The organism is Streptomyces sp. 2A115 (genome assembly GCF_052245575.1).
Lineage (GTDB): Bacteria > Actinomycetota > Actinomycetes > Streptomycetales > Streptomycetaceae > Streptomyces.
On the sequence record NZ_JBQQCG010000006.1, the window covers coordinates 192,475 to 210,031 of the forward strand.

The 17,557-nt window shown below is 70.9% G+C and carries 16 protein-coding genes; 10 read left to right on the forward strand and 6 right to left on the reverse strand.

Annotated features, from left to right (window positions below; all coding sequences use genetic code 11):
* Positions 1-49: 49 nt before the first annotated feature.
* The 3 genes from ACTWQR_RS08230 to ACTWQR_RS08240 all read right to left on the reverse strand — a co-directional run bounded on the left by ACTWQR_RS08230 (position 50) and on the right by ACTWQR_RS08240 (position 5,273).
* Complete coding sequence (locus tag ACTWQR_RS08230; RefSeq protein ID WP_443226256.1) at positions 50-847, reverse strand: TIGR03084 family metal-binding protein; 798 nt, start codon at positions 845-847, stop codon at positions 50-52.
* Positions 848-1,105: 258 nt separating this feature from the next.
* Positions 1,106-2,074: an EamA family transporter gene (locus ACTWQR_RS08235; RefSeq protein WP_443226257.1), complete on the reverse strand. Its 969-nt coding sequence runs from the start codon at positions 2,072-2,074 to the stop codon at positions 1,106-1,108.
* Positions 2,075-2,429: 355 nt separating this feature from the next.
* Complete coding sequence (locus ACTWQR_RS08240; protein ID WP_443226316.1) at positions 2,430-5,273, reverse strand: FAD-binding and (Fe-S)-binding domain-containing protein; 2,844 nt, start codon at positions 5,271-5,273, stop codon at positions 2,430-2,432.
* Positions 5,274-5,533: 260 nt separating this feature from the next.
* Between ACTWQR_RS08240 and ACTWQR_RS08245 the strand changes: the two genes are divergently transcribed.
* The 6 genes from ACTWQR_RS08245 (at position 5,534) to serC (ending at position 10,933) form a co-directional block, all read left to right on the forward strand.
* A complete protein-coding gene (locus tag ACTWQR_RS08245) occupies positions 5,534-7,228 on the forward strand; it encodes a sensor histidine kinase (protein ID WP_443226258.1) in 1,695 nt (564 codons plus the stop codon).
* Complete coding sequence (locus tag ACTWQR_RS08250) at positions 7,225-7,743, forward strand: roadblock/LC7 domain-containing protein (protein WP_443226259.1); 519 nt, start codon at positions 7,225-7,227, stop codon at positions 7,741-7,743. The genes ACTWQR_RS08245 and ACTWQR_RS08250 overlap by 4 nt, the downstream gene beginning before the upstream one ends.
* Positions 7,740-8,096, forward strand: coding sequence for a DUF742 domain-containing protein (locus ACTWQR_RS08255; protein WP_443226260.1), 357 nt, complete (start codon positions 7,740-7,742; stop codon positions 8,094-8,096). The genes ACTWQR_RS08250 and ACTWQR_RS08255 overlap by 4 nt, the downstream gene beginning before the upstream one ends.
* The gene (locus ACTWQR_RS08260; RefSeq protein ID WP_443226261.1) at positions 8,077-8,247 is read left to right on the forward strand and encodes a hypothetical protein; all 171 of its coding nucleotides are present in this window, start codon (positions 8,077-8,079) and stop codon (positions 8,245-8,247) included. The genes ACTWQR_RS08255 and ACTWQR_RS08260 overlap by 20 nt, the downstream gene beginning before the upstream one ends.
* Entirely contained in the window at positions 8,247-9,494 is a 1,248-nt protein-coding gene (locus ACTWQR_RS08265) for a cytochrome P450 (protein ID WP_443226317.1), read from the forward strand. The genes ACTWQR_RS08260 and ACTWQR_RS08265 overlap by 1 nt, the downstream gene beginning before the upstream one ends.
* 320 nt (positions 9,495-9,814) lie before the next feature.
* Positions 9,815-10,933 carry a phosphoserine transaminase gene (gene serC, locus ACTWQR_RS08270; RefSeq protein ID WP_443226262.1) on the forward strand — a complete coding sequence of 373 codons (1,119 nt, stop codon included), beginning with the start codon at positions 9,815-9,817 and terminating at the stop codon, positions 10,931-10,933.
* A gap of 110 nt (positions 10,934-11,043) precedes the next feature.
* On the opposite strand, the gene ACTWQR_RS08275 is transcribed toward serC, so the two are convergent.
* Both ACTWQR_RS08275 and ACTWQR_RS08280 read right to left on the reverse strand, forming a co-directional pair.
* The gene (locus tag ACTWQR_RS08275) at positions 11,044-11,889 is read right to left on the reverse strand and encodes an ABC transporter permease (protein WP_443226263.1); all 846 of its coding nucleotides are present in this window, start codon (positions 11,887-11,889) and stop codon (positions 11,044-11,046) included.
* A complete protein-coding gene (locus tag ACTWQR_RS08280; protein WP_443226264.1) occupies positions 11,886-12,926 on the reverse strand; it encodes an ATP-binding cassette domain-containing protein in 1,041 nt (346 codons plus the stop codon). The genes ACTWQR_RS08275 and ACTWQR_RS08280 overlap by 4 nt, the downstream gene beginning before the upstream one ends.
* Positions 12,927-13,059: 133 nt before the next feature.
* Between ACTWQR_RS08280 and ACTWQR_RS08285 the strand changes: the two genes are divergently transcribed.
* Positions 13,060-13,830, forward strand: coding sequence for a TetR/AcrR family transcriptional regulator (locus ACTWQR_RS08285; protein ID WP_443226265.1), 771 nt, complete (start codon positions 13,060-13,062; stop codon positions 13,828-13,830).
* A 31-nt stretch (positions 13,831-13,861) separates the two neighbouring features.
* On the forward strand, positions 13,862-14,296 hold the full coding sequence (locus ACTWQR_RS08290) for a PPOX class F420-dependent oxidoreductase (protein WP_443226266.1): 435 nt from the start codon (positions 13,862-13,864) through the stop codon (positions 14,294-14,296).
* Between the two features lie 257 nt (positions 14,297-14,553).
* Here the strand turns inward: ACTWQR_RS08290 and ACTWQR_RS08295 are convergent, their stop codons facing one another.
* A complete protein-coding gene (locus ACTWQR_RS08295; protein ID WP_443226267.1) occupies positions 14,554-15,537 on the reverse strand; it encodes a WD40 repeat domain-containing protein in 984 nt (327 codons plus the stop codon).
* Positions 15,538-15,668: 131 nt separating this feature from the next.
* On the opposite strand from ACTWQR_RS08295, the gene ACTWQR_RS08300 reads away from it, so the two are divergent.
* On the forward strand, positions 15,669-16,349 hold the full coding sequence (locus ACTWQR_RS08300) for a GDSL-type esterase/lipase family protein (protein WP_443226268.1): 681 nt from the start codon (positions 15,669-15,671) through the stop codon (positions 16,347-16,349).
* A 383-nt stretch (positions 16,350-16,732) separates the two neighbouring features.
* A complete protein-coding gene (locus ACTWQR_RS08305; RefSeq protein WP_443226269.1) occupies positions 16,733-17,425 on the forward strand; it encodes a glycoside hydrolase family 11 protein in 693 nt (230 codons plus the stop codon).
* Positions 17,426-17,557: the final 132 nt, after the last annotated feature.

Consider the following 17,557-nt stretch of genomic DNA (forward strand, 5'->3'; position numbering starts at 1 on the left):
AGAGGGCCGGTCGTCGGGTCTGCTGCCTTGGGGCTCGGCACAGGGCGGGTCACCGCGCGGCCCCCTTCGGCTCACGCCCCGCACCAGGCGGTCCCGCGAAGGCCTGCGCGATGTCCAGCCAGCGGTCGGCGTCCGGGCCTTCGGCGCGTACGGCGAGGTCGGCGCGGTTCGCCCGTCGGGTGACGAGGAGGCAGAAGTCGAGGGCGGGGCCGGTGACACGCTGGGCGGCGTCCTCAGGACCGTACGTCCACAACTCCCCCGAGGGGCCGACGAGTTCGACGCGGAATTCGTCGCCGGGCGCGGTGAGGCCTCGTACCCCGAAGGCGAAGTTCCGCGCCCGCACCCCGATCCGCGCCACATGCCGGAGGCGGTCCGTGGGTGTGCGCATCACACCCAACGCGTCCGCCACGTCCTGGCCGTGGGCCCAGGTCTCCATAAGACGCGCGGTGGCCATGGAAGCGACCGACATGGGCGGCCCGTACCAGGGAAAGCGCGTCCCAGTGGGTGCCGCGCGCAGTGCCTCCGCCAGGGCCTCCCGACCCGCACGCCACTCGGCGAGCAGCCTGGCGGGCGGCATCGCGGCCCTCTCCCGCGCCCCCTCGTCCACGAAGTCGTCCGGCGAGGCCAGCGCCTTCTCGATCTCCTTCGCGAAGGCGTCGGCGTCGGTCACGGCGAGCAGCGCGGACCGGTCGGTCCAGGTCAGGTGCGCGATCTGGTGGGCGATGCTCCAGCCCGGAGCGGGAGTGGCGAGCGCCCAGCGCTCCTCCTCCAACTCTCTTACCAGCAGGTCGAGTTCCTCGCTCTCCTGGTACAGATCGTCGATCACGGACGACGACGGATCGGCCACGATGCGCTCCCCTCGGCACGACGGTGCGCGGCAGTGTGCGGCTGTGTGCGGCGCGGTGTGTCCCGGAGCATGGCAGCGCGCACAGAAACAAGCAAGCGTGCTTGCATTGGGTTTCGACAGTCGGCGTGCGAGTTGGGCGACCAGTCGGGGACTGCCCCAAGCAGCACGAATCCAGGCCCGGGCCTCAGCGGCGGGTCAGCGGCGGATCAGCGGCAACAGCACGTCGCCGGGGAGCCCGCCCCGCTCACCCCACGTCCTTCACCTCCCCCGCGTTCTTCGCCGTCCCCGCCCCACCTGCGTCCGCACCGCCCCCATGCTCGCCGCGATGACCAGCCCGATCGCCAGCGCCTCCGGTACGGACAGCGTCTGGCTCAGGACCAGGAAGCCGGCGGTCGCGGCGACGGCCGGTTCGAGGCTCATCATGATCGCGAAGGTGGAGGCGGGAAGGCGGCGGAGGGCGAGGAGTTCGAGGGTGTACGGGAGGACGGAGGAGAGGACTGCCACGGCGGCGCCCAGGGCGATCGTGGTCGGGTCCAGGAGCTTCGCGCCGGACTCGACGATGCCCAGGGGCAGGAACAGCACGGCCGCGACGGCCATGGCGAGCGCCAGGCCGTCGGCCTGCGGGAAGCGGCGGCCCGTACGGGCGCTGAAGATGATGTACGCGGCCCACATCGCGCCGGCGGACAGGGCGAAGGCGACGCCGACCGGGTCGAGACTGCTGAAGCCTCCGCCACCGAGGAGGAAGACGCCGCCGAGGGCGAGGCCTGCCCAGACGAGGTTGACGGCGCGGCGAGAGGCCAGGACGGAGAGTACGAGGGGGCCGAGCACCTCCAGGGTGACGGCGGGGCCGAGCGGAATGCGGGCGACCGACTGGTAGAAGAGGCCGTTCATCGCGGCCATCGTGACGCCGAAGACGACGACGGTGCCCCAGTCGGCGCGCGAGTGCCCGCGCAGCCCGGGGCGGCAGATCACCAGCAGCACGATCGCGGCGACCGCGAGCCTCAGCGCCACGACGCCGAGCGCTCCGGTGCGCGGCATGAGAGTCACGGCGAGCGCGCCACCGAACTGAACGGAGACGCCTCCGGCGAGCACGAGGCCTACGGGCCCGAGGGCCCCCCGCCCCCGGACGGGGCGGCCACCGAGCGCGCCCTCCGGCCGCGCGACCACACCGGCAACCGCGCCGGCCGACGGGGCCCGGTCCAGACGGGGGAGGTTCACGACGGCCATCCAGAAGGTCGAAGAGCGACAAGGGCGGGAAGATCGAACCAGTTCACCACGATGCACTACAGAGTCCAGAGTAATGAACCAAGCAAGGAGTGTAAACCCACTTCGCAACTTACAAACCCCACCCCACCCCACCCCCCACGGCCGACAAGCAAGGATTGGCAGGTTTGGGACACCCACGCCGCTTCCGAACTGTCCCAAATCTTCCAATCACCTTGCGCGCAGCGCGGGACGAGCGGCGGCTGTCCGTCGCCGCTCGGGTCGAGTGGGCCGACCCGCCTCGCCCCGCCCGTCCCGTCGGCCGACCCACTCCCTTCGGCCGACCGCCTCCCTCCTTCGGCCAACCGTCTTCCCTCGGTCAACCACGGCCGTCCCCCTCTCCGCCGTCCAGTCCCTCCGCCAGCACCTCCGCCAAATGCCGCCCCCTCACCTCACCCACCTGCTCCAACTGCGTCCGGCACGAGAAGCCGTCCGCCAGTACCACCGCCTCCTCCCCGGCCGCCCGCACCGCCGGAAGCAGCTGTTCCTCCGCGCACGCCACCGACACCTCGTAGTGGCCCTTCTCGAAGCCGAAGTTGCCCGCCAGGCCGCAACAGCCGCCGGAGAGTTCGCCCTCCAGGCCCGCCGCCGCGCGCAGCCGGCGTTCGGCCGCGTCGCCGAGGACCGCGTGCTGGTGGCAGTGGGTCTGGCCGACGGCCGGGCGGTCGACGCGGGGCGGGGTCCAGTGCGGCGCCTGCTGTTCCAGGGCCTCGGCGAACGTCACCACCGAGTCGGCGAGGCGCCGGGCGCGCGGGTCGTCGTGGAGGAGTTCGGGTAGGTCCGTGCGGAGGGCGGCGGCACAACTCGGTTCCAGGACGACGAGCGGAGTCGCGGACGGATCGTCCCCGCCACCGAGATGGGGCTCCATGCGGTCGAGGGTGCGCCTCATCACCGTACGGGCGCGGTCGAGTTGGCCCGTGGAAACGTACGTCAGGCCGCAGCACACTCCGGGCGGGGGCAGGACCACCCGGCGGCCCGCGTCCTCCAGGACCCGTACGGCCGCCTTGCCCACCTCGGGCGAGAGGTGGTTCGTGAAGGTGTCGGGGAAGAGGAGGGTGGTGGGCCGAGGCCGGTCCAGGGGCAGCTCCACCTCACGCCGCCCGAACCAACGCCGGAACGTCTCCCCCGCCACGCGAGGAATCGTCCGCTCGGCCGCGATACCGCCCAGCCGCTTCGCCGCTCCCGCCAACGCCCGTACCGAAGCGAGGGAGTTGACCAGCCGGGCCGCTCGCAGGCGCGAGGCCACTCGCAGCCACACCGGCAGCCACCCCATCGCATAGTGCGCGGCCGGACGCCGCCGCCCCTCGTAGTGGTGGTGCAGGAACTCCGCCTTGTACGTGGCCATGTCGACGCCGACCGGGCAGTCGGAGCGGCAGCCCTTGCAGGACAGACACAGGTCGAGCGCGTCCCGGACCTCCGTGGACGCCCAGCCGTCGGTCACCACCTCGCCCGCGAGCATCTCGTGCAGCAGGCGCGCGCGCCCGCGCGTGGAGTGCTCCTCCTCGCCGGTCGCCCGGAAGGAAGGACACATGACGCCGGAGCCCGAACCAGCCGTTTCCGTACGGCACTTGGCCACGCCCACGCACCTGCGCACCGCCGCAGAGAAGTCCCCGCCGTCGTGCGGGTAACCGAAGGCCACGTCGACCGGCTCGCGCGGGAGGACGGCGAAGCGGAGGTTCGAGTCCAAGGGCGCTGGCCGCACCAGCATTCCGGGGTTCAGCAGGTCGTCCGGGTCCCACACCGCCTTCGCGCGCTCGAAGAGGGCCACCATCTCCGCTCCGTACATCTTCGGGAGAAGTTCGGCCCGCGCCTGTCCGTCCCCGTGCTCCCCGGAGAGTGAGCCTCCGTGGGAGACCACCAGCTCCGCCAGCTCCTCGGAGAAGCCGCGGAAGCGGGCGATGCCCTCACGGGAGAGCAGGTCGAAGTCGATGCGTACATGGATGCAGCCGTCCCCGAAGTGCCCGTACGGCGTCCCGCGCAGCCCGTGGGAGGTCAGCAACCCCCTGAAGTCCCTGAGGTACGCCCCCAGCCGGGCCGGCGGTACCGCGCAGTCCTCCCAGCCGGGCCACGCCTCGGTCCCGTCCGGCATGCGGGTCGCCGTGCCGCTCGCGTCCTCGCGGATGCGCCACAGAGTGCGCTGCCCGGCCGGGTCGGTGACCACGAGGGAGTCGACGACGTCCGCCGCGCGCACGATCGCGTTCGCACGCGCGCGTGCCTCCGCCGCCGTCGAGCCACCCGTCTCCACGAACAGCCAGGCCCCGCCCTTGGGCAGCCCCGCGTCCGGCGGTACGAGATCGGCCGCCATGCCCTCCACCGTCAGCGGCCTGTACGACAGCAGGCCCGCCGCGGCCGAGGCCGCCGCGCTCTCGTCCGCGTACGCCAGCACGGCCAGCGCACGCGCGCGCGGGGACTCCACCAGCCGTACGACCGCCTGCGTCAACACGCCCAGGGTGCCCTCGGAGCCGCAGAAGGAACGGGCCACGTCGGCGCCCTTCTCGGGGAGCAGCGCGTCCAGCGCGTACCCCGAGATGCGGCGCGGCAGGTCCGGGAAGCCGGTACGCAGCCGCCCCAACTCCCCTTCCACCAAAGCCCGTAGCCCTTCCGGAGCGCCCGTCCAGGACTGGCCGAGCGTCAAGGACTCGCCCCTGGCCGTCACCACGGAGAGTTCGCTCACGCTGTCGGCCGTCGTGCCCCAGGCCACCGAGTGCGACCCGCACGAGTTGTTGCCGATCATTCCGCCGAGCGTGCACCGGCTGTGGGTGGAGGGGTCGGGCCCGAACCGCAGGCCGTGCGGGGCTGCCGCGTCCTGGAGGCGGTCCAGTACGACTCCCGGCTGGACCACGGCCGTTCGTGACGCGGGGTCGAGGGACACGATCCGGTTCATGTGCCGGGTGAAGTCCAGGACCACCCCCGTGCCGGTCGCCTGCCCCGCGATCGACGTGCCGGCGCCGCGTGCCACGACCGGCACCCCGAGCCGTGCGCACACGGACAGTGCCGCCGCCACGTCGTCGGCGTCTCTCGGAGCGACCACGCCGAGCGGTACGCGCCGGTAGTTGGACGCGTCCATGGTGGTCAGCGCCCGCGCGGTCACGTCGAAGGAGACCTCTCCGCGCACGGCTTTCACCAGGCCGGCCCGCAGCTCCCCGAGATCCGTTTCCGCCATGCCCTCCGCCGTGCCCTCCGCCACGCTCTCCGCCGTGCCTTTCGCCGCGCCCTCCGCCGTTTCTTCCGTCATGTCTCCAAGGATGCCTCCCGTCACTGACAGTGACCCCCGGAGGTCGATGAAGGGCCGCCCCTGGTCGTGGACGAATTGTGGGCGGGGTTCCGAAACCGTCCCGTTCCGATCACGAACTCCCATATAGTGACCGCCAGTTGAGCACCAGGTGTCGCATCCCGCCCAGGACACGACCGAGGACACGATTCATGACCGCGCCCACCCCGCAAGCGCGCCCCACCCCAGATCGGCCGTCCCTCGCGCACCCCGGAGACGAACGCCCCAGCCTGCGTGCCGTCGCACCCGTCCCGCTCCTCGTCGCCGTACCGGCCGCGCTCGCCGTCGGCGCCGCGGTCGCCCTGGCCCCCGGTTCGGTGCGCGCGCCCCTCGCGTGGGGCGCGGCCGCGGCCGCCGTCCTGCTGTGCGTGGCCGTCGCCGTGGCGAGCTACGCCGTCCAGCGGGCGCGATTACTCCGCCGCCGTCTCGAAGCGGTCGCCCAGGACGCCAGTCGACTCCTCCGGGAACGAGCCCGCGTCACCGAGGAGTCCGCCCGCGAACGCGAGCGGCTCACCGACGAGTTCGACCGGCAACGCGCCCGGATGGCTGAGCAGAACGCCCACCAGAAGGTCCGCCTGGCCGCCGAACTCGACCGGGAGCGCACCCGCCTGAGCGCGGACTACGCGCGCGTAGTCGACGAATTGCGGCAGGCGAGGACCGACCGCGCCGCCGCCGTCTCGGCGGCCGCCAACACGGCGGGCCGGATGCAGGCCCTGGCCACGAGCATGCTCGCCGACCTGCGCGCGATGGAGGAGAGGCACTCCGACGAGGACGTACTCGCCGACCTCCTCCACCTCGACCACCGCACCGCGCAGGCGAGCCGCCTCGCCGACTCCGTCGCCGTGCTCGCGGGGGCGCGCTCGGGCCGCCGCTGGGCGCGGCCCATCGCCATGGAGTCGATCCTGCGCGGCGCGATGGGCCGCATCAGCGGCTACCAGCGCGTACGCGCCCACTCGGCCAGCGAGGCCGCCGTCGCCGGGCACGCCGCCGAGGGCGTGATGCACGCACTCGCCGAAATCCTCGACAACGCCGCGAACTTCTCACCGCCGACGGCCGAAGTGCACGTCTACGTAGAAGAGGTGCCGGCCGGCGTCATCGTCTCCGTCGAGGACAGCGGCCTGGTGATGGGTGAGGTGCAGTTACGCCGCGCCGAGCGCGCCGTCTCCGGTGAGGAGATGGAGCTCGGCGGCCTCACCGGCACCCGGCTCGGCCTCGCGGTCGTCGGCCGGCTCGCCCGCAAGTACGGTCTGAAGGTCTCCTTCCGCCCCTCCGCGCGCGGCGGCACGGGCGTCCTGGTGCTCATCCCCCAGGACATCCTCGCGAACCCGGGCCAGGAGCAGGCCCCTGGCCGGGCTCAGGCCCCGGCCCAGGCCCCAACTCCGGCGTCGGCACCGGCACCCGTACCGCCACCGCCACCGGCCGCCTACGAACCTGCGGCTTCCTTCCCGACGCCCCAGCCCCAGCCGCCCCATCCCCAGCCCCATCCCCAGCAGTCGTACGCCGCCGCCCGTGACCTCTACGACCTGGACACGGATCCCGTCCCGACCCACGAGTCCCCGTCTCCGGTCCAGCCCGCCGCCGATCTCACCGGCACCCTCCCGAAGCGCCACCGCGGCCGCACCCTCGCCGAGGCGGAAGCCGAGGCCCAGGCCCGGCAGGCCCAGGTCGAGGCCGAACGTTCCCGTGCCCAGGTCCCGGCCGACCCCGACGACGTACTGATCCGCGCCGCCCGCTTCAGCAGCTTCCGCCAGGCCGTCCGGAGCACGCGAGGCACTCCGCCGGACGAGCCCTTGCAGGCCCCCACGGACCCTGCCACCTCCCACCCGGAAGGCGACCCCACTTCATGACCGGCACCACCGGCACCACCGGCCCCGCCGGCATCACAGCAACCACCATCACCACCCACGCGACTTCCACCCCCACCGCTGCCACCGCGGCCACCGCGGCCACCGACGAAAAGCTCACCTGGCTCATCGAGGGCCTGCTGGCGCGCACCCCCGGTGCCCGGCACGCGCTCGTGCTCTCGCGGGACGGCCTGAGGCTGTGCCGTACGCCGGAGCTCTCCGTCGACCAGGCCGACCAGCTCGCCGCGATCGCCGCCGGTATCCAGTCGCTGTCCCACGGTGCGTCCGCGGAGTTCGGGGACGGCAGCGGGGGGGTGCGGTCGGCGATGGCCGAGTTCTACGGCGGGGTCCTGTTCATCGTGGAGGCGGGCCAGGGCACGCACCTGGCCCTGGTCACTGCCGAGGAGGCCGACGCCGGGCTCGTCGGGCACAACATGGGCGAGCTCGTGGAGCAGCTCGGCACACACCTGAGCGCGCAGCCTCGTACGTCACTGAGCGCGCCGCCGCGTACGTCATGAGCCGGCCGGGCAGGGACGACGCGCCCGACCGGCTCTACACGCTCACCGGAGGCCGTAGCCGGTCCGCGCCCGCCACCCCGTTCGACCTGGTGACGCTGATCGTCGCCGAGTGCGATCCCGTCCCGGGCATGCAGTCGGAGCACGCGGTGATCCTGCGCCTCGCCGAACGGCCCACCGCCGTCGCGGAGGTCGCCGCCGAGCTGGAGCTGCCGGTGAGCATCACGAAGATCCTGCTCTCCGACCTCCTCGCCGAGGGCCGCGTCAGCGCCCGCCACCCGCGCAAGGCGGACTTCGCCGGCCTTCCCGATCCCGACATCCTGGAGCAGGTGCTCGTTGGACTCCGCAACCTCTGACGCGACCTCAGCCGCGACCTCAGCCGCGACTTCCGAGGCACCCCCGCCGCTCGACTGCGACGCCCGCTCCCGGGACGCCAAGAGTCCGCAGGCCGCCACCAAGCAGTACGCGCCCCAAGTCGCCGCATTCGTCCAGGAGTTGGCCCAGTGATCCCCGACCCCGTATCCCTCGGCGGCCCCCGGTTCCGGACCGAACCCGCCGAGCTCTACCGGGAGTTGCGGCGCGAGCACGGCGCCGTGGCGCCGGTGCTGCTCGACGGGGACGTACCGGCGTGGCTCGTCCTCGGCTACCGCGAGCTGCACCAGGTCACCGGCGACCCGGTGCTGTTCAGCCGCGACTCGGGGCTGTGGAACCAGTGGCACCGCATCCCCGACGACTGGCCGCTGCTGCCGATGATCGGCCGTGGGCAGTCCTCCGTCCTCTACACCGTCGGCGAACGCCATCGCGAGCGCGCCGCGGTGATCAGCGACGCCCTCGAAGCCGTCGACCCCTTCGAACTGCGCGCCCACGCGGAGCGGTTCGCCGACGAGCTGATCGACGCGGTGTGCGCAAAGGGCGAGACGGACCTCGTCGCGGACTACGCGGCCCTGCTCCCCGTACGTGTCCTCGCCACCCTCTTCGGTTTCGCCGACGAGCAGGGCCCGGACCTGGTCGGCGCCCTGAACGCAATGATCAACGGGCGGGAGGGCGCCATCGCCGGTCAGCTGCACGTGGCCGCCTCCATGGCCCGGCTGGTGGCGGACCGGGCGGCGCGGCCCACGGACGACGTGGTCAGCCGCATGCTCGCGGCGGGACACGCCCGGCATTCCCATTGGGGCTCGGGCGGCCTCACGCACGAGGAGATCACCCAGGACATCATGGTCATGATGGCCGCGGGCCACCAGCCGACCGCCGACTGGATCGGCAACTCGCTGCGGCTGATGCTGACGGACGACCGTTTCGCGGCCTCGCTCTTCGGCGGCCGGCACAGCGTCCCCGAGGCAATGAACGAGGTCCTGTGGGAGGACACCCCCACCCAGAACGTGGCCGGCCGCTGGGCCTCCCGCGACACCCGCCTCGGCGGCCGCGCCATCCACGCCGGCGACCTGCTGCTGCTCGGCCTCCAGGGCGCCAACCACGACCCGCAGGTCCGCACCCACGGCTCCGCCCTCACCGGCGGCAACAGCGCGCACTTCTCCTTCGGCCACGGCGAGCACCGGTGTCCGTTCCCGGCACAGGAAATCGCGGAGGTCATCGCGCGTACGGGCATCGAGGTCGTGCTGGACCGGCTGCCGGACATCGACCTCGCCGTACCCGCCGAGTCGTTGACGCGTCGGCCCTCGCCGTGGCTGCGTGGACTGACGGAACTGCCCGTGCGCTTCACCCCCGTTCCGGCTCTTGGAGGTACGCCCGTATGACGACGGAGATCGCCCGTATCGCCCTCGACCCGTTCGTGACCGACCTGGACGGCGAGAGCGCCCGGCTGCGTGCCGCGCGGCTTGCGGGACGCTGAGGCTTTTCGCCCCCGCCGCCCCTACCCTCACCCACTCTCGGCTTCGCTCGAGCGGGGGACCCCCATCAGCACTGGGGGCTGCGCCCCCAGCCGCCCTTTCGGCCTGAACGGCCTCGTCCTCAAACGCCGGACGGGCTGAAATCCAACCCCTCCGGCGTTTGGGACCCCGTCTCACCCGACGGACCACGTTTCGCCGACGTTTCCGGAAACGGATACGCTCCCGTCGTGGCTGATATCCAGATCCCCGCTGACATCAAGCCCGCCGACGGACGTTTCGGCGCGGGCCCCTCCAAGGTGCGTACGGAGTCGCTGACCGCGCTCGCCGCCACCGGCACGTCCCTGATGGGTACGTCCCACCGCCAAGCCCCCGTCAAGAATCTGGTCGGCAAGGTCCGCGAGGGTGTGCGCGACCTCTTCCAGCTCCCCGAGGGCTATGAGGTGATCCTCGGCAACGGCGGCTCGACCGCGTTCTGGGACGTCGCGACCCACGGCCTGATCGAGAACAAGTCGCAGCACCTGAGCTTCGGCGAGTTCTCGTCGAAGTTCGCGAAGGCGGCCAAGCTGGCGCCCTGGCTGGCCGAGCCCGACATCATCTCCTCGGACCCGGGCACGCACCCCGAGTCGCAGGCCGAGGCGGGCGTGGACGTCTACGCCCTCACCCACAACGAGACCTCCACCGGTGTCGCCGCCCCCATCAAGCGGATCGCGGGCGCCGACGAGGGCTCCCTCGTCCTCGTGGACGCCACTTCCGGCGCGGGCGGCCTGCCGGTCGACATCGCCGAGACGGACGTCTACTACTTCGCCCCGCAGAAGTCGTTCGCCGCGGACGGCGGCCTGTGGATCGCGATCTTCTCCCCGGCGGCGATCGAGCGCGCCGAGCGTATTCACGCGTCCGGCCGCCACGTGCCGGAGTTCTTCTCGCTCCCCACGGCGATCGACAACTCCCGCAAGAACCAGACGTACAACACCCCGGCCCTCGCCACGCTGTTCCTCCTGAACGACCAGCTGGAGTGGCTGAACGGCCAGGGCGGCCTCGACTGGTCGGTCCGCCGCACGGCGACCTCCTCGCGCACGCTGTACGGCTGGGCCGAGGACGTCAAGTACGCGAACCCGTTCGTCACCGACCCGGCGAAGCGCTCCCAGGTCATCGGCACGATCGACTTCTCCGACGAGGTCGACGCGTCCGCCGTCGCCAAGGTCCTGCGTGCCAACGGCATCGTCGACACCGAGCCCTACCGCAAGCTCGGCCGCAACCAGCTCCGTGTCGCGATGTTCCCGGCGATCGACCCGGCGGACGTCGAGGCGCTCACGAAGTGCGTCGACTACGTGATCGAGAAGCTGTAGAGGTTCCTGCCCGCACATTGACTCGTCCGTCGATGTACGTGGATGTACGTCGATGGGGGCGCCCGGCACTTTCACCAGTGCCGGGCGCCCCCGTTCGCGTAGCGACGAGATCAGCGGCTGAGCTTCTTGAACCGCCGTACCGCCAGCGGCACGAAGATCGCCGTGAGGGCCAGCGGCCACAGCCCCGACATCAGCAGGGCGTGCTGCTCGACCCATGATTCGCCGCTGCCCACCGGGCTGCCGAACAGCTCACGGGTGGCCGCGGCCGTCGACGAGATCGGGTTCCAGGCGGCGACGGCGCCCAGCCAGTCCGGCATCAGCTGCGGCGCGACGAAGATGCTGGAGATCATCGTCAGCGGGAAGGCGACCGCGAACAGGCCGCCCGCCGCCTCGGGGTTGGGCACGAGCAGGCCGAGCCACACCCCGAGCCAGATCAGCGCGAACCGCAGCCACAGCAGCAGCCCGAACGCCGCCAGGAAGCCGAAGCCGCCGTCGGGCCGCCAGCCCATGGCGAGCGCGGTGAGCACCAGGATCGTCAACTCCGCGCAGGCCACGATGAGATCGGTGACCCCGCGACCGGCGACGACGGCGGACGCTGCCATCGGCATGGAGCGGAACCGGTCGATGACGCCCTTCTCGGAGTCGTACACGACGAGCGTCGCTGTGTTGATGAACCCGAAGGCCATCGTCATCACGAACATGCCGGGCATCAGGAAGTCCTTGTAGTCCCCGCCCCCGGGTACCTTCATCGCGCTGCCGAAGACATACCCGTACAGCAGCACGGACAGGATCGGGAAGCCCAGCTGCCAGGCGATGTTGATGGGTTGGCGCTGGTAGTGGGTGAGCCCGCGCCGGACGATGTTCCAGCAGTCGGCGAGCACCCAGTAGACGCGTCCGTGGGTGCGCTGCCCGGTCAGACCGACGCTGCGGTCGACCCCGGTGTCGACGGTGCTCATGCCGCGGCCCCCTTCACGCTCTTCGTGTCCTTCACACTCTTCGCGTCCTTCGCCTCGCCCTTCGACGACGCGTCCTTCCCGTCGCCCTTCGGCACGTCCGTACGGTGTCCGGTCAGGCGCAGGAACACATCGTCGAGGCTCGGCCTGCGCAGTCCGATGTCCTCCACCCGCACGCCCTCGTCCTGCAGCGTCCGCGCCACCTCGGTGAGCGCCGCCACCCGGTCGGCCACCGGTGCGTGCACCCTCAACTCGGTCTCGTCCGACTCGGGTTCGCCGTCCGTGACCCGGGCGACGACCTTCACGGCCCGCGAGATGTCGGCCCGCTCGGCGACGACGACCTCGATCCGGTCGCCGCCCACCAGGTCCTTCAGCCCGTCAGGGGTGTCGTCGGCGATGGCCCGACCCTGGTCGATCACGGTGATGTGCGAGGCGAGCTTGTCGGCCTCCTCCAGGTACTGCGTCGTCAGCAGTACGGTCGTGCCGCCGGTCACCAACGCCCGTACGGAATCCCAGACTTCACCCCGCCCGCGCGGATCGAGCCCGGTCGTCGGCTCGTCCAGGAACAGCACGCTCGGGATGAGGATCATCGACGCGGCGAGGTCGAGGCGCCGCCGCATGCCGCCGCTGTACTGGCCGACTCCCTTGTCGGCGGCGTCGGTCAGGTCGAACTGCTCCAGCAGCTCCACCGCCCGCAGCCTCGCCCGACGCCCGCCCAGGTGGAACAGCCGCCCGAACATCTCCAGGTTCTGGCGCCCGGTGAGCACCTCGTCCACGGCGGCGTACTGACCGGTGAGCCCGATCCGCGCCCGCACCTCACGCGGCTGCCGTGCCACGTCAAGGCCCGCCACCCGTGCGCTCCCCCCATCCAGCTTCACCAGCGTGGACAGGATGCGGACGGCGGTGGTCTTGCCCGCGCCGTTCGGCCCGAGCAGGCCGTGCACCGTGCCCTGCCGCACCGCCAGGTCGAAGCCGGCCAGGGCTCGCTTCTCCCCGTACCTCTTCTCGAGCCCCTCGGCCCGCACCGCGTAACCGCTCACAGCACTCCTCCACCCCTGAAATCCACCACGGAAGCCCGGACAGCCGGACCCGGAAACCAAGAAACTGGGTACGCCGTACCCTTTTGAGAGTACACCGTACCCAGTTTCGGTCCAAGGGATTATTCTGGAGCCCATGACGAGCGGCACGGGTGGCACGGAGACCAGCGGCAGCGGAGACATCCTCCGCACCCTCGAACTGCTCTGGGACACGGGCAGGCGCCCCAGCCGCGGCCCCAAACCGGGCCTCACGCTGGACCGGATCGTGGAAACGGCCGTCCGGATCGCGGACGCGGAGGGGCTGGAGGCCGTCTCGATGCGCCGGATCTCCACGGAGCTCGGCACCGGCACGATGTCCCTGTACAGGTACGTGCCCGGCAAGGGCGAGCTCCTGGACCTCATGCTGGACCGGGTCCAGCGGCCGGGTGACGACGTGACCGCCCTGGGCGAGAACTGGCGCGCGACCCTGGAGGCACTCGCCCGCGAGAGCCTCGCCCTCTACCAGCGCCACCCCTGGCTGCTCCGGGTCAACCAGTCCCGCCCGGTGCTCGGCCCGAGCGCCATCGACGGCATGGAGAAGGTGATCTCCCGCATCAAACCCATGGGCCTGCGCGACCCCGAGCTGGTCTCGGTGGTCATCATGATCGACTCGTACGTCACCGGTGCCGCCCGTACGCGGCTGTACGCCCAGGAGGCGGAGCACCGGACCGGCCTGACGGACGCGGAGTTCTGGGCGGCTCAGTATCCGGTCCTGGAGAAGGTCATGACCAGCGGCCGCTACCCCGTGATGGCCTCGCTCTCCGATGACGCCTTCAGCACCGAATTCGACCACTTCGAGTTCGGGCTGCAGCGGATCCTGGACGGACTGGAGGCGTTTGTCGAGCGCCAAGGCCGCGACAGCGAGTGACAAAGCGGGCGTTCGGTGCATGTATGGAGGCATGAGTACTCCGACTCCGAGCCCCGAGCTCACCCGCTTCGTCAAGCAGTGGGCCGTCCTGCTCACCAGCCACAAGAGGGACGGCAGCGGCGTCGGCACGCCCGTCAACATCGTCGTCGAGGGCGACCACGCGTACTTCCGCACTCCCGGCAAGGCCTGGAAGACCAAGCGCCTGCGCAACGACCCCGAGGTGGAGATCGCCCCCTCCACCGCGCGCGGCGCACCCACCGGACCCGAGATCCACGCACGCGCCCGACTGCTGGACCACGACAGCCCGGAGGACAAGCACGCGGCGAAGCTACTGCGCCACAAGTACCCGCTCACCCATGGCGTGTTCGTCCCGCTCGCCCACAAGGTGATGGGCACGCCGACACTGCACTACGAGGTACGCGTACGGGACGACAAGGACGCGAAGGCCGCCGAACCCGACCTCTAACAACCTCTAACAGCACCCGTCAGACCGCCGGTCGCACGGCAGCGCCCGCCAGACCGCCGGTCGGGCCGCAGCGCCCGCCAGACCACCAGTCGCACCCAAGCAGCCGCCAGGCCGCCGGTCGCGTCGCGGCAGCCGCCAGGCCGCTGAGCGGCTTTGGTCAAGTCCGGTGCGATATCGCACCCTTCAAGGGGCGCGGGGAACTGCGCGACCAGCCCCCACCGGCCCGCAGGTTCATCACCGTTCTTCCAGCGGAGCGCTTAGTCGCCGCGCCGCAGCAGCCGCTTCAGTCCGTAAACGACGGCGAGGGCGGCGGCCAGGGCGATCGCGCCCATCTTGAAGTCGCCCTCCATCCCGTCACCATCGCCCTCGCCATCACCCGCGGCCGAACCGTCGCCCCCCGAGGACGACTTGCCATCGCCCCCCGGCACGTTGCCCGACTCCACGGAACTACCGCCCCCCTCGCTCCCGTACAGCAGCGCGGATCCGTCGGGGGTGTACGTCATCGACTCCCCCTGCCCCTGGAGCGGCACGCTCAGCCGCCCCTGCTTCTTCAGCTGCCCGCCGTTCCACTCGTACGCGATCCCGCCGAAGTAGCCACGTACGGCGAGCTGCTTGCCGTCGGGCGAGAAGGCGCCGTCGGTGACCCAGAGGTCGACGTCGCCGACTCGCTTGAAGACATTCGTGCCGGAGGCGGAGAGCTGGGCGGGCCCCTCGTACAACCCGCCCCCGTCCTCGTTCTTCGAGACGACATACACCCGCCCGGTCTTCGGATGCACCATGAGCGCCTCCGCGTCCCGGGCCCCGTCCGCGTACTTCACGTCGTACTGCGTGGCGCGGACCGTCTGGTCCTTCAGCTCCTTCGGCTCGGGCAGTTCGTAGATCCACACGTGATCCCACGTGCCGCCGAGGTTGTCGCCGATGTCGCCGACGTAGAGGTGGCCGTTGGGCCCGATGGAAATGGCCTCCACGTCTCGCGGGGCACCCACGCCGCTCATGGTGACCGTCGCGACCGTGTCGCCGGACTTGCTGTCGACGGCGTAGAGGAAGGCCCCGTCGTCGCTGTCGTTGTGAGTCCAGTAGACGCCGGGGTGGGCGCGGGAGGCGACGAGTCCGCTGGACTCGGTGATCCGGGGGTCGTTGATCGTGAACCCCTCCGAACCGTCGTCATCGGCGGCAACGGCGGGCGCGGCGAGCACCCCGGCAAGGAGGGCTCCGACAAGGAACGCGAGCGAGCGACGCATGCCCCCAGCCTGCCATCCCGTCCGCGTGACCGGGTGCGTGGCGGGGCGTCGGCCGGGTTCGTGGTGAGGCTCACAGCGCCCGGCAGGGCTCCGTTCGACGAGGCGGACGGCCGATCGTCCATGATGTGCGGATGCTCAGGTTCATGCCCGTCGGCGACTCCATGACCATCGGCAGCGCGGGCGAACACACATGGCGCTACCGGATGTGGCAGCACCTGCGCGCGACGTACGGCGGCCCGTTCAAGATCGTCGGCCCCCGCGAGACGCTCTACGACAAGGCCACGGACGCGGCCGACTCGTACGAGTACGCGGACCCGGACTTCCCCCGCGCCCACCTCGCCGGCTGGGGCGAGAGCTGGCACGACCTGACCCCGCTGATCGGCGAAGCGGTCTCCCGGACACGGGCTGACGTCCTCCTGATCTCGCTCGGCCTCACCGACCTGGGCTTCCACGCGAACGCGGAACGAACGGCGGCGAAGGCCCTCACCTTCATCACCGAGGCCCGCTCGGCCAACTCCCAAATCAGCATGGTCCTCCTCCCGGTGATCCCAAACACGCGGGCAGAGACGGACGCCGACTTCGCGGCCGAGGTCACGCTCCTCAACGAGCTCGTGGCAAAGTCGCTCGCGGACCTCGACGAGCCGACGTCCCCGCTCCTCCTGGCCTCGGTCCCGGAGTCGTACGACATCAACCACGACACGTACGACGGCACCCACCCGACCGCATCCGGCGAACACAAAATAGCCGCCGCCTTCGCCGAAGCGATGTACCAGGCATGGGACTTGGGCGAACCGTACGCGCTGCCCGCCTGACGCCAACACATTTCGCGCCCCCGGCAAGCCATCGCGGTCCCTTCGCCCACCCATAAGCAATCGGAACGACTCTCGAAACATTCGAGAAAGTTGACCCGATATTCCGATCTGTGAACCCAGCCTTTTCGATCAATCAAGCGTTTCGACATTCCGACCAGGTCATTGACCAGCCAATATGGCGCCGCAATCACTCATTCACCCAGGAGAAGATTTCGTAATCCGTGCCGAAACTGTTGACAGGTTCACGACCTCGCCCAAACACTGGCGGCACCGAAAGACCCGCACCCGATCGTCGACCACGCACAGCCCCGCGACCTGGCACAACAGGCCCGCCGGGTCGCACAAAGCTGCCTGGCCGCCGTCGGCTTTCACAAGGAGGAAGCATGCCCGAGGACGACGCTCCCGCCCGCGCGGTCAGCCGCAGGAGTTTGATCGGCGGCGCCGGCGCCTTAGCGCTGGGCACCGCGTCCGGGCTGATACTGCCCAGCGCCGCCCATGCGGACACGACCATCACCACGAACCAGACCGGCACCAACAACGGCTACTACTACTCGTTCTGGACCGACGGCGGCGGCCAGGTCTCCATGACCCTGGCATCCGGCGGCAGTTACCGGTCCTCGTGGACCAACTGCGGGAACTGGGTCGGCGGCAAGGGCTGGAGCAACGGCGGACGCAGGACCGTGCGGTACTCCGGCAGCTTCAACCCGTCCGGCAACGGCTATCTGACCCTCTACGGGTGGACGTCGAACCCACTCGTCGAGTACTACATCGTCGACAACTGGGGCACCTACCGGCCCACAGGAACGTACAAGGGCAGCGTCACCAGCGACGGCGGTACGTACGACATCTACCAGACGACGCGGTACAACGCCCCGTCCGTCGAAGGCACGCGAACCTTCAACCAGTACTGGAGCGTCCGTCAGTCGAAGAAAACCGGCGGAACCATCACCACCGGCAACCACTTCGACGCCTGGGCCCGCGCCGGAATGCCGCTGGGCAGCTTCAGCTACTACATGATCCTCGCAACCGAGGGCTACCAGAGCAGCGGAAACTCCAACCTCACGGTAAGCGGCTGACCACCCACCTCCAACCAGTGGCGCGGCGGCCTCCGGCCCCGCGCCACCCTGCCACCACCCCCGCCCCCCGAGCCGTGATTGGAAGCTTTTGGGCCCCCAAACACCCAGCCGCAGGGCCCGAGCCTTCCAATC